Source organism: Enterobacter sp. RCC_40 (assembly GCF_041360735.1).
Taxonomy (GTDB): domain Bacteria; phylum Pseudomonadota; class Gammaproteobacteria; order Enterobacterales; family Enterobacteriaceae; genus Enterobacter; species Enterobacter ludwigii.
Window position 1 is genome coordinate 954,942 of record NZ_JBFUPR010000001.1, and the last position, 13,293, is coordinate 968,234.

Below are 13,293 nucleotides of genomic sequence, written 5' to 3' on the forward strand. Positions count from 1 at the left end.
AGGCCCGGTGGTGCAATGCTTACCGGGCAACCCTCAGTGTGCGTCATGGGGAGTCAGCAGGCAGCGCTTGTCGTGTGCTTCAATTTCGGTGCCGCTAAAGCGCGCGTATTGCCCGGTCAGGCCGAAGAATGCGGGTTGCGTTTCTGTATAGATTTCAGCGGCAAGTATCAGACGGCGACGTTCGTCTTCGCTCATCTCAAGCTGTGTCCAGGGAATGAAATAGCGCGTCGTTGAGCGTGCGGTCAGTGTGAACCACAGCGGGCAACCGCATCCGGGACAAAACCAGCGTTCGCCGCGCGCAGATGACGTGAAATGAGAAGGGGCTATCGACTCTTCTTCCACAAGCGGTTGACCCTGCGCTTCCAGATACATGGCCATTCCCCCCGACCATTTCTGGCACTGGGTACAGTGGCAGGCATAGACGTCGAAGTTGTTGAGGGAAACGCTGAATTGGCTCATCCCACACAGGCAGCGTCCTTTGAAAATATGCATGGCGTGCTCCTTTATTACGCCAGTCAAACCGAATAAAAAAAGCCAGCCACGAAGGCTGGCTTTTTTATACTAACAAATCTTAGAACTGGTAGGTCAGACCAACAGCAACGATGTTGTCGGTAGCAACGCCAGCTGCTTTAGTGAAGCTGCTGTCGTCAACCAGGTTGATTTTGTAATCAACGTAGGTAGACATGTTTTTGTTGAAGTAGTAGCTCGCGCCAACGTCAACGTATTCAACCAGATCCTGGTCGCCGTAAGTACCAATGTCTTTACCTTTGGATTTCAGGTAAGCAATGGATGGACGCAGACCGAAGTCGAACTGGTACTGAGCAACCACTTCGAAGTTCTGCGCTTTGTTAGCGATGAAGCCGCTACCGAAGTTGGTCATGTTACGGGTTTCAGAGTAGGTGGTTGCCAGGTAGATGTTGTTGGCATCGTACTTCAGACCCGCAGCCCATACTTCCGCGTTTTCGCCGCCTGCATTCAGATTGCTTGCAGCAGCAACCTGACGGTCAGTACGGTCAGATTTCGCGTAGGTAGCACCTACACCGAAGCCTTCGAATTCATAAGTAGAAGACAGACCCCAGCCGTCACCGTTCGCTTCGGTGATGTCGTTACGGTCGTTTTTACCCTGGTACTGAGCAGCCACGTTCAGGCCATCAACCAGACCGAAGAAGTCGGTGTTACGGTAAGTTGCAACGCCAGTCGTACGGCCAGTCATAAAGCCATCAGTCTGAGTCCAGGTATCACCACCGAATTCTGGCAGAACGTCAGTCCATGCGCCGATGTCGTAAGCAACACCGTAGTTACGACCGTAGTCGAAAGAACCGAATTCGTTGAATTTCAGGCCCGCGAATGCCAGACGGGTTTTGTTGCCGTCAGAACCCTGAGATTCAGAGCGGTTGCCTTTGAACTCGTATTCCCACTGGCCGTAACCGGTCATCTGGTCGTTGATCTGAGTTTCACCTTTGAAGCCCAGACGAACATAGGTTTTGTCGCCGTCATTGCCAGCGTCATCAGAGAAATAGTGCAGACCTGTTACTTTGCCGTACAGATCCAGTTTGTTACCGTCTTTGTTAAAAACTTCAGCCGCGTTTACAACGCCTGCTGCCAACATGGAAGTCACTGCCACTGCAACTAATTTAAGTTTCATCTTAAATATTCCTTATAATTTTCTTCAGTATTTCCTGAGCCACTTTGAACGATTTCTAAACGAGGCTAATCATCAATGGCATGCTATTTTTAAGAATCTTGTAGTAGGGTTTCAATAATAAGTTTCAAAATATTAGCAATAATTTCAATTAGTGTGATCCGGATCGGATAAATTGCGGCTGTAACGAATGAGATGGTGGTGATTTGTGCATTTTTTGATGAATTATTCAACAAAACCATTGGCCGCAATATAGTTTTCGGCCGTTTTAGTTTCTTTTGTTAATTGTCGGTATTTTCTGTCTGTTTACGCGTTTGATATAAATGTCATTTGTTTAAAATCAGTTGGTTAACTATTCCATTGTACGGGATAATTGTTGTTGGACATGAAACACACAGAAACACACTATTGCACTTTGTGCTATATACATTGTTAATATTCGCAAGGGATTAATAACGTAACGGTGTCAAGTTATGTCAATAAAAGACGACGGAGATTTACGAAAGGGCGGTAATATAAACAGAATCTAAACGGCTTTTCTAACGCGCCGATCATTATTTTGACGCGCGATCACATATTAAATTTATGTTAATTCCCGCCGGGCGATTATGGACCCGGCAGAAGATAGCGATATTATTTTCGCGTGGCGTACCAGCACAACAATGACCCGGCACAAACCATTAATGCGCCTTGCCAGAAAGAAAACGAGAGGGGGGAATTCAGCAATACGGCAGCGAGTGCTGCTGAGAGTACAGGCGTGAAATAGGATACCGCTGCGAGTACCGTGACGTTGCCATGAAGAATACCGATATTCCATGCCGCATAGCCAAACCCCAGTGCGACGCTGCACATGATGAGCTTTACGACCACCGGGAGAGTAAACACCATTTGCGGCTGTTCGCTGAACGCATATTTCACCCACAGACTGAGCGCGGTGAGCAGCACGAAAAGCGTTATCCCGTTTTGCCCGTTGGCAAACTTACTGGTGACGGTGCAGTAAGCCGCCCAGATAAAAGCCCCGGCGAACGCCAGCGCGTAGCTGAGCGGGCTTGAGATGACATTACGCATGATTTCATCAAGATGTAGCCCTTGTTCTCCGCCTAATACCCAACAGACGCCCAACAATGAGACGGCTAAGCCCGGGATCACCCACAGGGTGGACCGTTGGCCGTTAAATAAAATGGCAAACACAATCGTCAGGCTTGGCCAGAGATAATTGACCATTCCCACTTCGATAGCCTGGGAGCGCGTTGCGGCATAGCCTAACGACAGGGCAAGGCAAATTTCATAGCTGACAAACAGCACGCTGCCGGCAATAAGATACCGGGGTGAAAACCGTCTGATATCAGGAAATCCTACCGTCACCAGGCACAGTAATCCGCTGAGGGTGTATATCATTGCGGCGCCTCCCACCGGTCCCAGCCCCTCACTGACGCTACGAATGAGGCCAACCATGGTGCTCCACAGCAGTATCGCCGCCAGTCCCGTGAGCGTTGCTCTCTTTCTGTCCATAACCCTGCCATCGCTATAAAAATCAAAGGAAAAATTTATAGCATTAATCCTCCTGCCATCGCGAATTATTCTCTTAAGTCTTTAATCAAAAAGAGGTATTTAAACTCCGTGGGGGTGACTATTAAGGGGGTGAAGACAAGTGACCTTGATTTGACGCAAAAAAATCAGGGGCTTTACTGCTAGTTTGCGGCGCGAAGTCTTATATGAAAACGAGGACAACAATGGACGTCAGCCGCAGACAATTTTTTAAAATCTGCGCGGGCGGTATGGCCGGAACAACAGCCGCAATGCTGGGATTTGCACCCAAAATGGCGCTGGCTCAGGCACGCAACTATAAACTGCTGCGCGCTAAAGAGATCCGTAACACCTGCACATACTGTTCCGTAGGTTGTGGGCTTTTAATGTATAGCCTGGGCGATGGCGCGAAGAACGCCAAAGAAGCGATTTATCATATTGAAGGGGACCCGGATCATCCGGTGAGCCGTGGCGCACTTTGTCCGAAAGGGGCGGGTCTGCTGGATTATGTCCACAGCGAAAACCGTCTGCGCTATCCGGAATACCGTGCGCCAGGATCTGACAAATGGCAGCGTATCTCCTGGGATGAGGCGTTTTCCCGAATCGCAAAACTGATGAAAGCTGACCGCGACGCCAACTTTATCGAAAAGAACGCGCAGGGCGTTACGGTGAACCGCTGGCTGTCGACCGGCATGCTGTGCGCGTCCGCGGCAAGTAATGAAACCGGCATGCTGACGCAAAAATTTGTGCGCTCCCTCGGCATGCTGGCGGTAGATAACCAGGCGCGCGTCTGACACGGACCAACGGTAGCAAGTCTTGCTCCAACATTTGGTCGCGGTGCGATGACCAACCACTGGGTTGATATTAAAAACGCCAACGTCGTGATGGTGATGGGCGGTAATGCCGCTGAAGCCCATCCGGTGGGTTTCCGCTGGGCGATGGAAGCGAAAAACAATAACGATGCGACGCTGATCGTTGTCGATCCGCGCTTTACGCGTACGGCATCGGTGGCGGATATCTATGCGCCTATTCGTTCCGGTACGGACATTACGTTCCTCTCGGGCGTTCTGCTGTACCTGATTGAAAACAATAAAATTAACGCTGAATACGTTAAGCATTACACCAATGCCAGCCTCCTGGTACGGGATGATTTTGCCTTTGAAGAGGGGTTGTTCAGCGGTTATGACGCGGAAAAACGGCAGTACGATAAATCGTCCTGGAACTACCAGTTCGATGAAAACGGCTACGCCAGACGCGATGAGACCCTGAGCCATCCGCGCTGCGTATGGAATTTGCTGAAACAGCATGTTTCCCGCTATACGCCGGACGTCGTGGAGAATATCTGCGGCACGCCAAAAGCAGATTTCCTCAAGGTGTGTGATGTACTGGCGTCAACCAGCGCCGCCGACAGAACCACGACGTTCCTGTATGCGCTCGGCTGGACGCAGCATACCGTCGGTGCGCAAAACATCCGCACCATGGCAATGATTCAGCTGTTGCTCGGAAACATGGGGATGGCCGGCGGCGGCGTGAACGCCCTGCGCGGACACTCCAACATTCAGGGCTTGACCGATCTGGGCCTGCTGTCGACCAGCCTGTCAGGCTATCTGACGTTGCCGTCTGAAAAGCAGACTGATTTGCACAGCTATCTGGCGGCCAACACGCCAAAAGCGACGCGTGCCGATCAGGTGAACTACTGGAGTAACTATCCGAAGTTCTTCGTCAGCCTGATGAAGTCGTTCTATGGCGATGCCGCGCAGAAGGAAAACGACTGGGGCTTCGAGTGGTTGCCGAAATGGGACCAGGCCTACGACGTCATTAAGTATTTCAACATGATGGATAAGGGCAACGTTACGGGCTACATCTGCCAGGGCTTTAACCCGGTGGCGTCTTTCCCGGACAAAAACAAGGTCGTTCGCAGCCTGAGCAAACTGAAATACATGGTGGTTATCGATCCGCTGGTGACCGAGACCTCCAACTTCTGGCAGAACCACGGCGAGATGAACGACGTCGATCCTGCATCGATTCAGACCGAAGTGTTCCGCCTGCCGTCCACCTGTTTTGCAGAAGAAGACGGGTCGATTGCCAACTCCGGCCGCTGGCTGCAGTGGCACTGGAAAGGCCAGGATGCACCGGGTGAAGCGCGTAACGACGGCGAAATCCTGGCCGGGATTTACCATCGTCTGCGTGAAATGTATCGCACCGAAGGCGGAAAAGGCGCTGAACCGCTGCTGAGGATGAGCTGGAATTACAAACAGCCGGACCATCCTGAATCCGAAGAGGTCGCCAAAGAGAATAACGGCGTTGCGCTGGCGGATCTGTATGACGCGAACGGCACGCTGCTGGCGAAGAAAGGTCAGTTGCTCAACAGCTTCGCGCTGCTGCGGGATGACGGCATGACCGCGTCGTCATGCTGGATCTACACCGGCTGCTGGACGGAACAGGGTAACCAGATGGCGAACCGCGATAACGCCGACCCGTCAGGGCTGGGCAATACGCTGGGCTGGGCGTGGGCATGGCCACTGAACCGTCGCGTGCTGTACAACCGTGCTTCCGCGGATATCAACGGCAAACCGTGGGATCCGAAACGGATGCTGATCGAATGGAACGGCAGCAAATGGACGGGTAACGATATTCCGGACTTCAGCACCGCCGCACCGGGCACTGAGACCGGGCCGTTTATCATGCAGCCGGAAGGGCTGGGACGCCTGTTTGCCCTCGATAAGCTGGCGGAGGGGCCATTCCCGGAACACTACGAGCCAATGGAAACGCCGCTCGGTACCAACCCGCTGCACCCGAACGTCATATCCAGTCCGGTGGTGCGTATCTATGAAGAGGACGTCCTGCGTTTAGGCAAGAAGGACAGGTTCCCGTATGTCGGGACTACCTACCGCCTGACCGAGCATTTCCATACCTGGACCAAGCATGCACGGCTTAACGCCATTGCCCAGCCGGAACAGTTTGTGGAGATCAGCGAAACGCTGGCGAAAGCGAAGGGTATTGCCAACGGTGACCGCGTGAAGGTGAGCAGCAAGCGCGGCTTTATTCGCGCGGTTGCGGTGGTAACGCGTCGTCTGCAGGCGCTGAACGTGCATGGTCAGCAGGTGGAAACCGTCGGTATTCCGTTGCACTGGGGCTTTGAAGGGGTGGCGCAAAAAGGCTACCTCGCCAATACCCTGACGCCAAACGTCGGCGATTCCAACTCGCAAACGCCGGAGTACAAAGCGTTTCTGGTCAACATCGAGAAAGCGTAAGGAGCGAATACATGGCAATGGAAACACAGGACATTATTAAACGCTCCGCGACCAACTCCATCACCCCCGCGCCTCGTGCGCGGGATGATAAGGCAGAAGTCGCCAAGCTTATCGATGTCACTTCCTGCGTAGGCTGTAAAGCCTGCCAGGTGGCCTGCTCGGAGTGGAACGATATCCGCGATGAAGTGGGACACTGCGTCGGGGTTTACGATAATCCGGCGGACCTGAGTGCCAAATCCTGGACGGTGATGCGTTTTAGCGAAACCGATCAGAACGGCAAGCTGGAGTGGCTGATCCGTAAAGACGGTTGTATGCACTGCGAAGATCCGGGATGCCTGAAGGCCTGTCCGTCAGCCGGGGCCATCGTCCAGTACGCCAACGGGATTGTCGATTTCCAGCAGGATAACTGCATCGGTTGCGGCTACTGCATTGCGGGATGTCCGTTTAATATTCCGCGCCTCAGTAAAGAGGATAACCGGGTCTACAAATGCACCCTGTGTGTCGATCGCGTGAGCGTCGGGCAGGAGCCTGCCTGCGTGAAAACCTGTCCGACCGGGGCTATCCACTTCGGGACAAAAAGAGAGATGCTGGAGGTAGCCCAGCAGCGCGTGGACAAACTGAAAGCGCGCGGTTACGCCAGTGCGGGCATTTATAACCCGCAGGGGGTGGGGGGAACGCACGTGATGTATGTTCTGCACCATAACGACCAGCCGGAGCTGTACCACAATCTGCCGAAAGATCCTGCGATCGATACCTCGATCAACCTGTGGAAAGGGGCGCTCAAACCGCTCTCTGCGGCGGGCTTTATCGCTACTTTCGCCGGGTTGATTTATCACTACATCGGTATCGGACCCAACAAAGAGGTGGATGACGATGAGGAGGAACCTCATGAGTAAGTCATGGATTGTGCGCACGAAGTTTGTCGACCGCGCCTGTCACTGGACGGTAGTGATCTGCTTCTTCCTGGTGGCGGTCTCGGGGATCTCCTTCTTCTTCCCGACGCTGCAGTGGCTGACGGAAACCTTCGGGACGCCACAGATGGGGCGTATTTTGCATCCGTTCTTCGGCGTGCTGATTTTCGTGGTGCTGATGTTTATGTTTGCGCGCTTCGTACATCACAATATTCCGGATAAGCATGACATTCCATGGCTGAAGGGGATTATTGAGGTTCTGAAGGGCAATGAGCATAAGGTTGCGAAGGTCGGGAAATACAACGCCGGGCAGAAGATGATGTTCTGGACCATCATGAGCATGATTTTTGTGCTGCTGGTCACCGGCATCATTATCTGGCGGCCGTACTTTGCGCACTACTTCCCCATTCAGGTGATTCGCTACGCGCTGCTTATTCACGCGACGTCAGCCATCATTCTGATCCACGCCATCCTGATCCACATGTATATGGCCTTTTGGGTCAAAGGGTCGATTAAAGGCATGATTGAAGGGAAGGTGAGCCGCCGCTGGGCGCAGAAACACCACCCGCGCTGGTACCGTGACGTTGAGCGGCTGGAAGCGAAACAGGACAGTACGAAAGGGATGCCGTAAGTCCCGCGTTCGCGGGTCAGCGAATGACCCGCGAACGCTTCAGTCAAAAACGCTCTTCAACATACCGGAACGGGTATTGGGTCGGCTTCACTTTACCAATCTTACGCTTCGGCAAACTCACCGCTTCGATGTGAATGGCTTTGTACGGGATTTGCGCCAGCAGGTGCGAAATAATGTTCAGGCGCACGCGTTTTTTATCTTCCGAACGGGCGACAAACCACGGCGCCCAGGCGGTGTCGGTGGCAGCAAACATCGCATCTCGCGCCACCGTATATTCATCCCACAAATTGAAAGACTTAATGTCCATTGGCGATAATTTCCAGGTCTTTCGCCCGTCGTTAATACGATCGCGCAGACGACGCTCCTGTTCTTTCGGCGTGACCTCCAGCCAGTATTTGAGCAGGATGATCCCGGCATCCACCATTGCTTTTTCCATCACCGGCGTGCCATCAAGAAACTTCTCGACCTGCTCCGGTGTGCAGAATCCCATCACCCGTTCAACGCCCGCGCGGTTGTACCAGCTGCGGTCAAAAATGACGATTTCGCCGGCGGCTGGCAGGTGGGGGACATAGCGCTGGAAATAGAGCTGGGTCTTCTCTTTTTCCGTCGGGGCGGGGAGCGCAACAACCCGGAAGACGCGTGGGCTAACGCGTTCGGTGATGGCTTTAATGGTTCCGCCTTTACCGGCACCGTCGCGCCCTTCAAAAACAATACAGACCTTTAAACCCTTTGCGACGACCCACTGCTGGAGCTTAACCAGTTCAACGTGGAGGCGACGAAGCTCTTTTTCATACTCTTTCGTTTTTAACGGCTCATGCTTTATGACATCAACTGCGACACTGGTTTTCTTCTTGCTTCCCATGATTGTCATCCTCAGGTTGTCCGGCGCGGGAAAAAGCGGGGCCGCACTATGAAGTGTAATCCACCTGAATTAATGGATTAACGTGTCAGCCAGCTGATTTGAACTGGCTCACCATACAAGATTGTTCAATAATGCCCGTCGCGCGTTGTTAACCAGTGGTTGTGGTATGAAAAAGACAATTTTTTCGTTGGCACTTGGCACGTTTGGCCTGGGAATGGCTGAATTTGGCATTATGGGCGTATTAACTGAACTGGCCCATGACACCGGAATTTCAATTCCCGCCGCCGGGAATATGATTTCGTTTTACGCCTTTGGTGTGGTGATTGGTGCCCCGATTGTGGCGCTGTTCTCAGGCAAATTTTCGTTAAAATCCACGCTGTTGTTTCTGGTGGTGCTGTGTGCCGTCGGTAATGCAATTTTTACCTTTTCTACGTCGTATGCCTGGCTGGCGATAGGGCGGCTGATTTCCGGTTTTCCGCACGGCGCCATTTTTGGCGTCGGGGCGATTATTCTCTCGAGAATTGCGCCTCCGGGGAAGGTGACGGTCGCCGTGGCGGGCATGATAGCCGGCATGACGGTTGCCAATCTGGTGGGCGTACCGCTGGGCACCTGGCTGGGTCATGAATTCAGCTGGCGCTATACCTTTTTCCTGATTGCCCTGTTTGATGCTCTGGTGATCATCTCGGTACTGGTCTGGGTGCCGCACATCCATGATCGCTCCGAAATCAAATTGACCGCGCAATTTTCCTTTCTGAAAAAACCTGAGCCGTGGCTGATTTTTGCCGCCACCATGTTTGGCAATGCTGGCGTGTTTGCGTGGTTCAGCTTCGTCAAACCGTTTATGGTCAACGTCTCTGGCTTCTCCGAAGGCGTCATGACGGTCATCATGATGCTGATGGGGCTGGGTATGGTGTTAGGTAATCTCCTGAGCGGGAAGTTATCGGGTCGCTTCAGTCCACTGCGTATTGCCGCCACCACCGACATGGTCATTGTCGCGTCACTGCTGTTGCTATTCGCCTTTGGGGAACATAAAACGGCGTCGCTGGTGATGGGCTTTATCTGCTGTGCCGGGCTGTTTGCACTCTCTGCGCCGCTGCAGATCCTTCTCCTGCAAAATGCGAAGGGCGGTGAGATGCTGGGTGCCGCAGGCGGACAGATGGCATTTAACCTCGGCAGTGCGATAGGGGCGTATTTTGGCGGGATGATGATCACGCTTGGCTTTAGCTGGAGCTATGTCACGCTGCCAGCGGCTGTGCTCTCATTCTCAGCCATGAGTTCACTGCTGATCTACGCACACCTTCGGGCCAGAAAGGCAGACGCCGGTTCGCTCGCTTCCGCACGTTGAACCGCGCCGGTAAGGCGCGGTAGAAGGGCGCTAGACAAATTTCGCCAACGGATCGGCAGCGGCAAACGCCACGGCTTTGTCCGCTGCTGGCGGGTAGATAAGTTCATTGGTTATGGCGATTTTGATTTTCTTTGCGTCATCACGCACCGATTTGACGGCCTGGTTCCACCCTTCAGTGTAAACGGCACCCCAGGCACCCAGGTCCAGACAGGTCACGTAGTTAACCTGGCGGTAAGGATAAGGCGTGCGATTCAACAGGCTGGCTGCCGCGTTGTGGCCGGCAAATTTACCCAACTGGATCGCGTGCTGGCAGGTCATTAGCGCCGTGTTCCCCATCTCGTCCGTTCTGGCGTAGGCCATATCTCCCGTCGCGTACACGTCCGGATGAGCCGGAACCTGCAGCGTTTCTGTCACTTTCAGACGCCCCTGGTTATCGCGTTCGCCGTTAATCTGTTGTCCAAGCGGGTTTGCTTGAACGCCTGCCGTCCAGACTACGGTTGCAGCGGGGATACGTTCGCCGTTTTTCAGCGTTACGCCGTTCGCATCGATGGCCTCAATTTCACTGTTCAGACGCCACTCAATCCCCAGTTCCTGGCTCGCGTCTTCAATGGTGTTACGCAATGCTTCACTGTATCGTCCGCCAATGACATGACCCCTTTCAACTACGATAACTCTTGTCGCTGTATCATCACCGAAGCGAGCGCGCAGTCGGGCAGGAAGCTCGGTTGCCAGTTCAATGCCGGTAAAACCGCCGCCACAGACAACCACGGTATTGCGCGCAGCGGTGGAAGGGCGCGAGACCAGGGAGTCAAGATGCTGCTCAAAGGTCTGTGCGGATTCAAGCTGATCGATATCAAAGGCGTACTCAGCCAGCCCGGCAATCGGTGGACGCTTGCTCTGACTGCCGGTGGCCAGCACTAACCGCTCGTAACTCACTGCGGCAGTTACGCCATTCGCATCACGATAGGAAACACTTTTCCCTTTTATATCAATGAATTCTGCTTTTCCGGCGATAAAATCAATACCCAGTTCAGCGAACAGTCCGGTCAGCGGAGAGACCAGCGACGTCACGTTCTCTTCATAGAAGCGCGGGCGAACACGCAACTCGGGGGCGGGTGCCAGTACGGCGATCTTCAGGCTGTTATTGCCCTCCAGCGCATTCAGACGCGCGGCGCTGACGGCAGCCCACATGCCGGAAAAACCGGTGCCCACAATTAAAATCTGCTTCTTCATCTTCGATCCTTTTGATCATCACGCTGTATACCTGACATAACTGCAACTATACTTGTCGCAGTTAACTGCGACAACTTCTTTCTGAGTTAAATTTTAATGCTGCATAAAATCAGCATGTTAATGAAAAAGGGGAGGGTAGTTGTGATTGTGGGCAATAACGCCGTTATAATGACCCAGATAAATAACTTCGGAGTTAACCATGGCGTTTTACAGTTCCGGTGTGGAATACGGCATTCACAGCCTGATGTGCATGGTGGATGCAAAAGGCAATGAGCGTGAGATGAGCGTCCGGGAAATGGCCGCCCTGCAGGGTGTGCCGTATGATTACCTGGGAAAAATCTTCACCCGTTTGTCACGTGCCGGGCTGGTGAGCAGCACGGAAGGTAAGGGCGGCGGGTTTAAACTGGCGCGCCCGGCGGAGTTGATCACCGTACTGGATGTGGCGCACGCCATTGACGGTGAGAAGAACATGTTTGAGTGTCGCGAGGTGCGTCAGCGGCTGGCGGTGTTTAATGAAACGCCTCCTGCCTGGGTGTGCAATGGCCCGTGTGGCGTACGTTCGGTCATGGACAGCGCACAGCAACGGATGGAAGAGGAGTTAGCGCGACATACCATTCTCGATCTGGCGCGCAAGATGTACCGCAAAGCGCCGGATACCTTTCAGGTTGAGGTTCAGGAGTGGATTTCTGACCGGCGATCGTCGTAGTGAAATGCCGGGTAAGGCAAAACCGCCCCCCGGCAACCGGCGATTAAGAGCGTAAATCAATCACCATACGACCACGGATTTGACCCTGCTCCATCTCTTTAAAGATGGCATTGATATCTTCCAGCGGACGCATTGTCACTTTTGGCACCACTTTGCCCTCTGCCGCAAACTGGAATGCCTCCATCAGGTCCTGACGGGTTCCCACCAGCGAACCGACGACCTGAATGCCGTCCAGAACCAGGCGTGGAATATCCAGGCTCATCGCTTCCGGCGGCAGGCCCACGGCGACCACGCGGCCACCCGCACGCACGGCATCCACCGCTGAGTTGAAGGCTGCTTTTGCCACGGCAGTTACCACCGCGGCATGTGCGCCTCCGGTTTTCTCCTGAACAATTTTCGCTGCATCTTCGCTGCGAGAGTTAATGGTTAAATCTGCCCCCATGCTCGCGGCCAGTTTCAGCTGTTCATCGTTCACATCAATGGCGATGACCTTGGCGTTGAATACGTTTTTAGCGTACTGCAGCGCAAGGTTACCCAGACCACCAAGACCGTAAATCGCAATCCACTGGCCCGGCTTAATGTGGGACACTTTTACCGCTTTGTAGGTGGTGACCCCCGCGCAGGTGATGCTGCTCGCCGCTGCGGAATCCAGACCGTCCGGCACTTTTACCGCATAATCGGCGGTCACGATGCACTCTTCAGCCATCCCACCGTCCACGGAATAACCCGCGTTTTTCACATCCCGGCACAGGGTTTCGTTGCCGGTATTACAGTATTCGCAGTGTCCACAGCCTTCAAAAAACCATGCCACGCTCGCACGGTCGCCAATTTTCAGCGAGTTGACGCCTGGGCCAATCTCTTTAACGATCCCTATTCCTTCGTGACCCAGGATCACCCCGGTCTTATCGCCGAAATCACCGTTCTTCACGTGAAGATCGGTATGACATACGCCGCAGCATTCCATCTTCAGCAGGGCTTCTCCATGCTTAAGCGGACGTAATGATTTTTCGGTGACATTGACCTGATGATCCTGAGTGACAACAGCAGCCTTCATATGTTTCTCCTTGTTCATGATGAGATTCTGCATAGCAGGTGTACTACTTCTTAAGGATTAATACTTAGGCGCGTTAATGCAAGGTGGCAGCAACATAATGTCATCATTTGATTCGATTTCGGATTAAG

At 53.3% G+C, this 13,293-nt stretch carries 11 protein-coding genes; 5 read left to right on the forward strand and 6 right to left on the reverse strand.

What is annotated here, in order from left to right; translation table 11 throughout:
- Positions 1–33: 33 nt before the first annotated feature.
- The 3 genes from AB6731_RS04480 to yddG form a co-directional block, all read right to left on the reverse strand.
- On the reverse strand, positions 34–492 hold the full coding sequence (locus tag AB6731_RS04480; RefSeq protein WP_020884055.1) for a GFA family protein: 459 nt from the start codon (positions 490–492) through the stop codon (positions 34–36).
- A gap of 79 nt (positions 493–571) precedes the next feature.
- Positions 572–1,645, reverse strand: coding sequence for a porin OmpC (gene ompC / locus AB6731_RS04485; protein WP_032678230.1), 1,074 nt, complete (start codon positions 1,643–1,645; stop codon positions 572–574).
- A 630-nt stretch (positions 1,646–2,275) separates the two neighbouring features.
- The gene (yddG, locus tag AB6731_RS04490) at positions 2,276–3,154 is read right to left on the reverse strand and encodes an aromatic amino acid DMT transporter YddG (RefSeq protein WP_044857755.1); all 879 of its coding nucleotides are present in this window, start codon (positions 3,152–3,154) and stop codon (positions 2,276–2,278) included.
- A 221-nt stretch (positions 3,155–3,375) separates the two neighbouring features.
- Here yddG and fdnG point away from each other — a divergent pair, with 221 nt between their 5' ends.
- The 3 genes from fdnG to fdnI are packed head-to-tail and all read left to right on the forward strand — an operon-like array spanning position 3,376 to position 7,965.
- A complete protein-coding gene (gene fdnG, locus AB6731_RS04495) occupies positions 3,376–6,423 on the forward strand; it encodes a formate dehydrogenase-N subunit alpha (protein ID WP_371006131.1) in 3,048 nt (1,015 codons plus the stop codon).
- A gap of 11 nt (positions 6,424–6,434) precedes the next feature.
- Positions 6,435–7,319, forward strand: a complete 885-nt coding sequence (gene fdxH / locus AB6731_RS04500; protein ID WP_014170219.1) for a formate dehydrogenase subunit beta — start codon at positions 6,435–6,437, stop codon at positions 7,317–7,319.
- Positions 7,312–7,965 carry a formate dehydrogenase-N subunit gamma gene (gene fdnI / locus AB6731_RS04505; RefSeq protein ID WP_032680955.1) on the forward strand — a complete coding sequence of 218 codons (654 nt, stop codon included), beginning with the start codon at positions 7,312–7,314 and terminating at the stop codon, positions 7,963–7,965. The genes fdxH and fdnI overlap by 8 nt, the downstream gene beginning before the upstream one ends.
- Before the next feature lie 43 nt (positions 7,966–8,008).
- Here the strand turns inward: fdnI and ppk2 are convergent, their stop codons facing one another.
- Positions 8,009–8,827 carry a polyphosphate kinase 2 gene (gene ppk2, locus AB6731_RS04510; RefSeq protein ID WP_025204134.1) on the reverse strand — a complete coding sequence of 273 codons (819 nt, stop codon included), beginning with the start codon at positions 8,825–8,827 and terminating at the stop codon, positions 8,009–8,011.
- A gap of 166 nt (positions 8,828–8,993) precedes the next feature.
- Here ppk2 and araJ point away from each other — a divergent pair, with 166 nt between their 5' ends.
- Positions 8,994–10,172 carry an MFS transporter AraJ gene (gene araJ / locus AB6731_RS04515; RefSeq protein WP_040017569.1) on the forward strand — a complete coding sequence of 393 codons (1,179 nt, stop codon included), beginning with the start codon at positions 8,994–8,996 and terminating at the stop codon, positions 10,170–10,172.
- 30 nt (positions 10,173–10,202) lie between these two features.
- On the opposite strand, the gene AB6731_RS04520 is transcribed toward araJ, so the two are convergent.
- On the reverse strand, positions 10,203–11,405 hold the full coding sequence (locus AB6731_RS04520) for an NAD(P)/FAD-dependent oxidoreductase (RefSeq protein ID WP_371005935.1): 1,203 nt from the start codon (positions 11,403–11,405) through the stop codon (positions 10,203–10,205).
- A gap of 199 nt (positions 11,406–11,604) precedes the next feature.
- Between AB6731_RS04520 and AB6731_RS04525 the strand changes: the two genes are divergently transcribed.
- A complete protein-coding gene (locus tag AB6731_RS04525; protein WP_149376497.1) occupies positions 11,605–12,111 on the forward strand; it encodes an Rrf2 family transcriptional regulator in 507 nt (168 codons plus the stop codon).
- A gap of 43 nt (positions 12,112–12,154) precedes the next feature.
- Here the strand turns inward: AB6731_RS04525 and adhP are convergent, their stop codons facing one another.
- Complete coding sequence (gene adhP, locus AB6731_RS04530) at positions 12,155–13,165, reverse strand: alcohol dehydrogenase AdhP (RefSeq protein WP_020884077.1); 1,011 nt, start codon at positions 13,163–13,165, stop codon at positions 12,155–12,157.
- Positions 13,166–13,293: the final 128 nt, after the last annotated feature.

What these genes read in the sequence shown, in the direction of transcription:
- AB6731_RS04480 (WP_020884055.1), bottom strand. Translation starts at nt 492, where the DNA reads ATGCATATTTTCAAAGGACGCTGCCTGTGTGGGATGAGCCAATTCAGC.
- ompC (WP_032678230.1), bottom strand. Translation starts at nt 1,645, where the DNA reads ATGAAACTTAAATTAGTTGCAGTGGCAGTGACTTCCATGTTGGCAGCA.
- yddG (WP_044857755.1), bottom strand. Translation starts at nt 3,154, where the DNA reads ATGGACAGAAAGAGAGCAACGCTCACGGGACTGGCGGCGATACTGCTG.
- fdxH (WP_014170219.1), top strand. Translation starts at nt 6,435, where the DNA reads ATGGCAATGGAAACACAGGACATTATTAAACGCTCCGCGACCAACTCC.
- fdnI (WP_032680955.1), top strand. Translation starts at nt 7,312, where the DNA reads ATGAGTAAGTCATGGATTGTGCGCACGAAGTTTGTCGACCGCGCCTGT.
- ppk2 (WP_025204134.1), bottom strand. Translation starts at nt 8,827, where the DNA reads ATGGGAAGCAAGAAGAAAACCAGTGTCGCAGTTGATGTCATAAAGCAT.
- araJ (WP_040017569.1), top strand. Translation starts at nt 8,994, where the DNA reads ATGAAAAAGACAATTTTTTCGTTGGCACTTGGCACGTTTGGCCTGGGA.
- AB6731_RS04520 (WP_371005935.1), bottom strand. Translation starts at nt 11,405, where the DNA reads ATGAAGAAGCAGATTTTAATTGTGGGCACCGGTTTTTCCGGCATGTGG.
- AB6731_RS04525 (WP_149376497.1), top strand. Translation starts at nt 11,605, where the DNA reads ATGGCGTTTTACAGTTCCGGTGTGGAATACGGCATTCACAGCCTGATG.
- adhP (WP_020884077.1), bottom strand. Translation starts at nt 13,165, where the DNA reads ATGAAGGCTGCTGTTGTCACTCAGGATCATCAGGTCAATGTCACCGAA.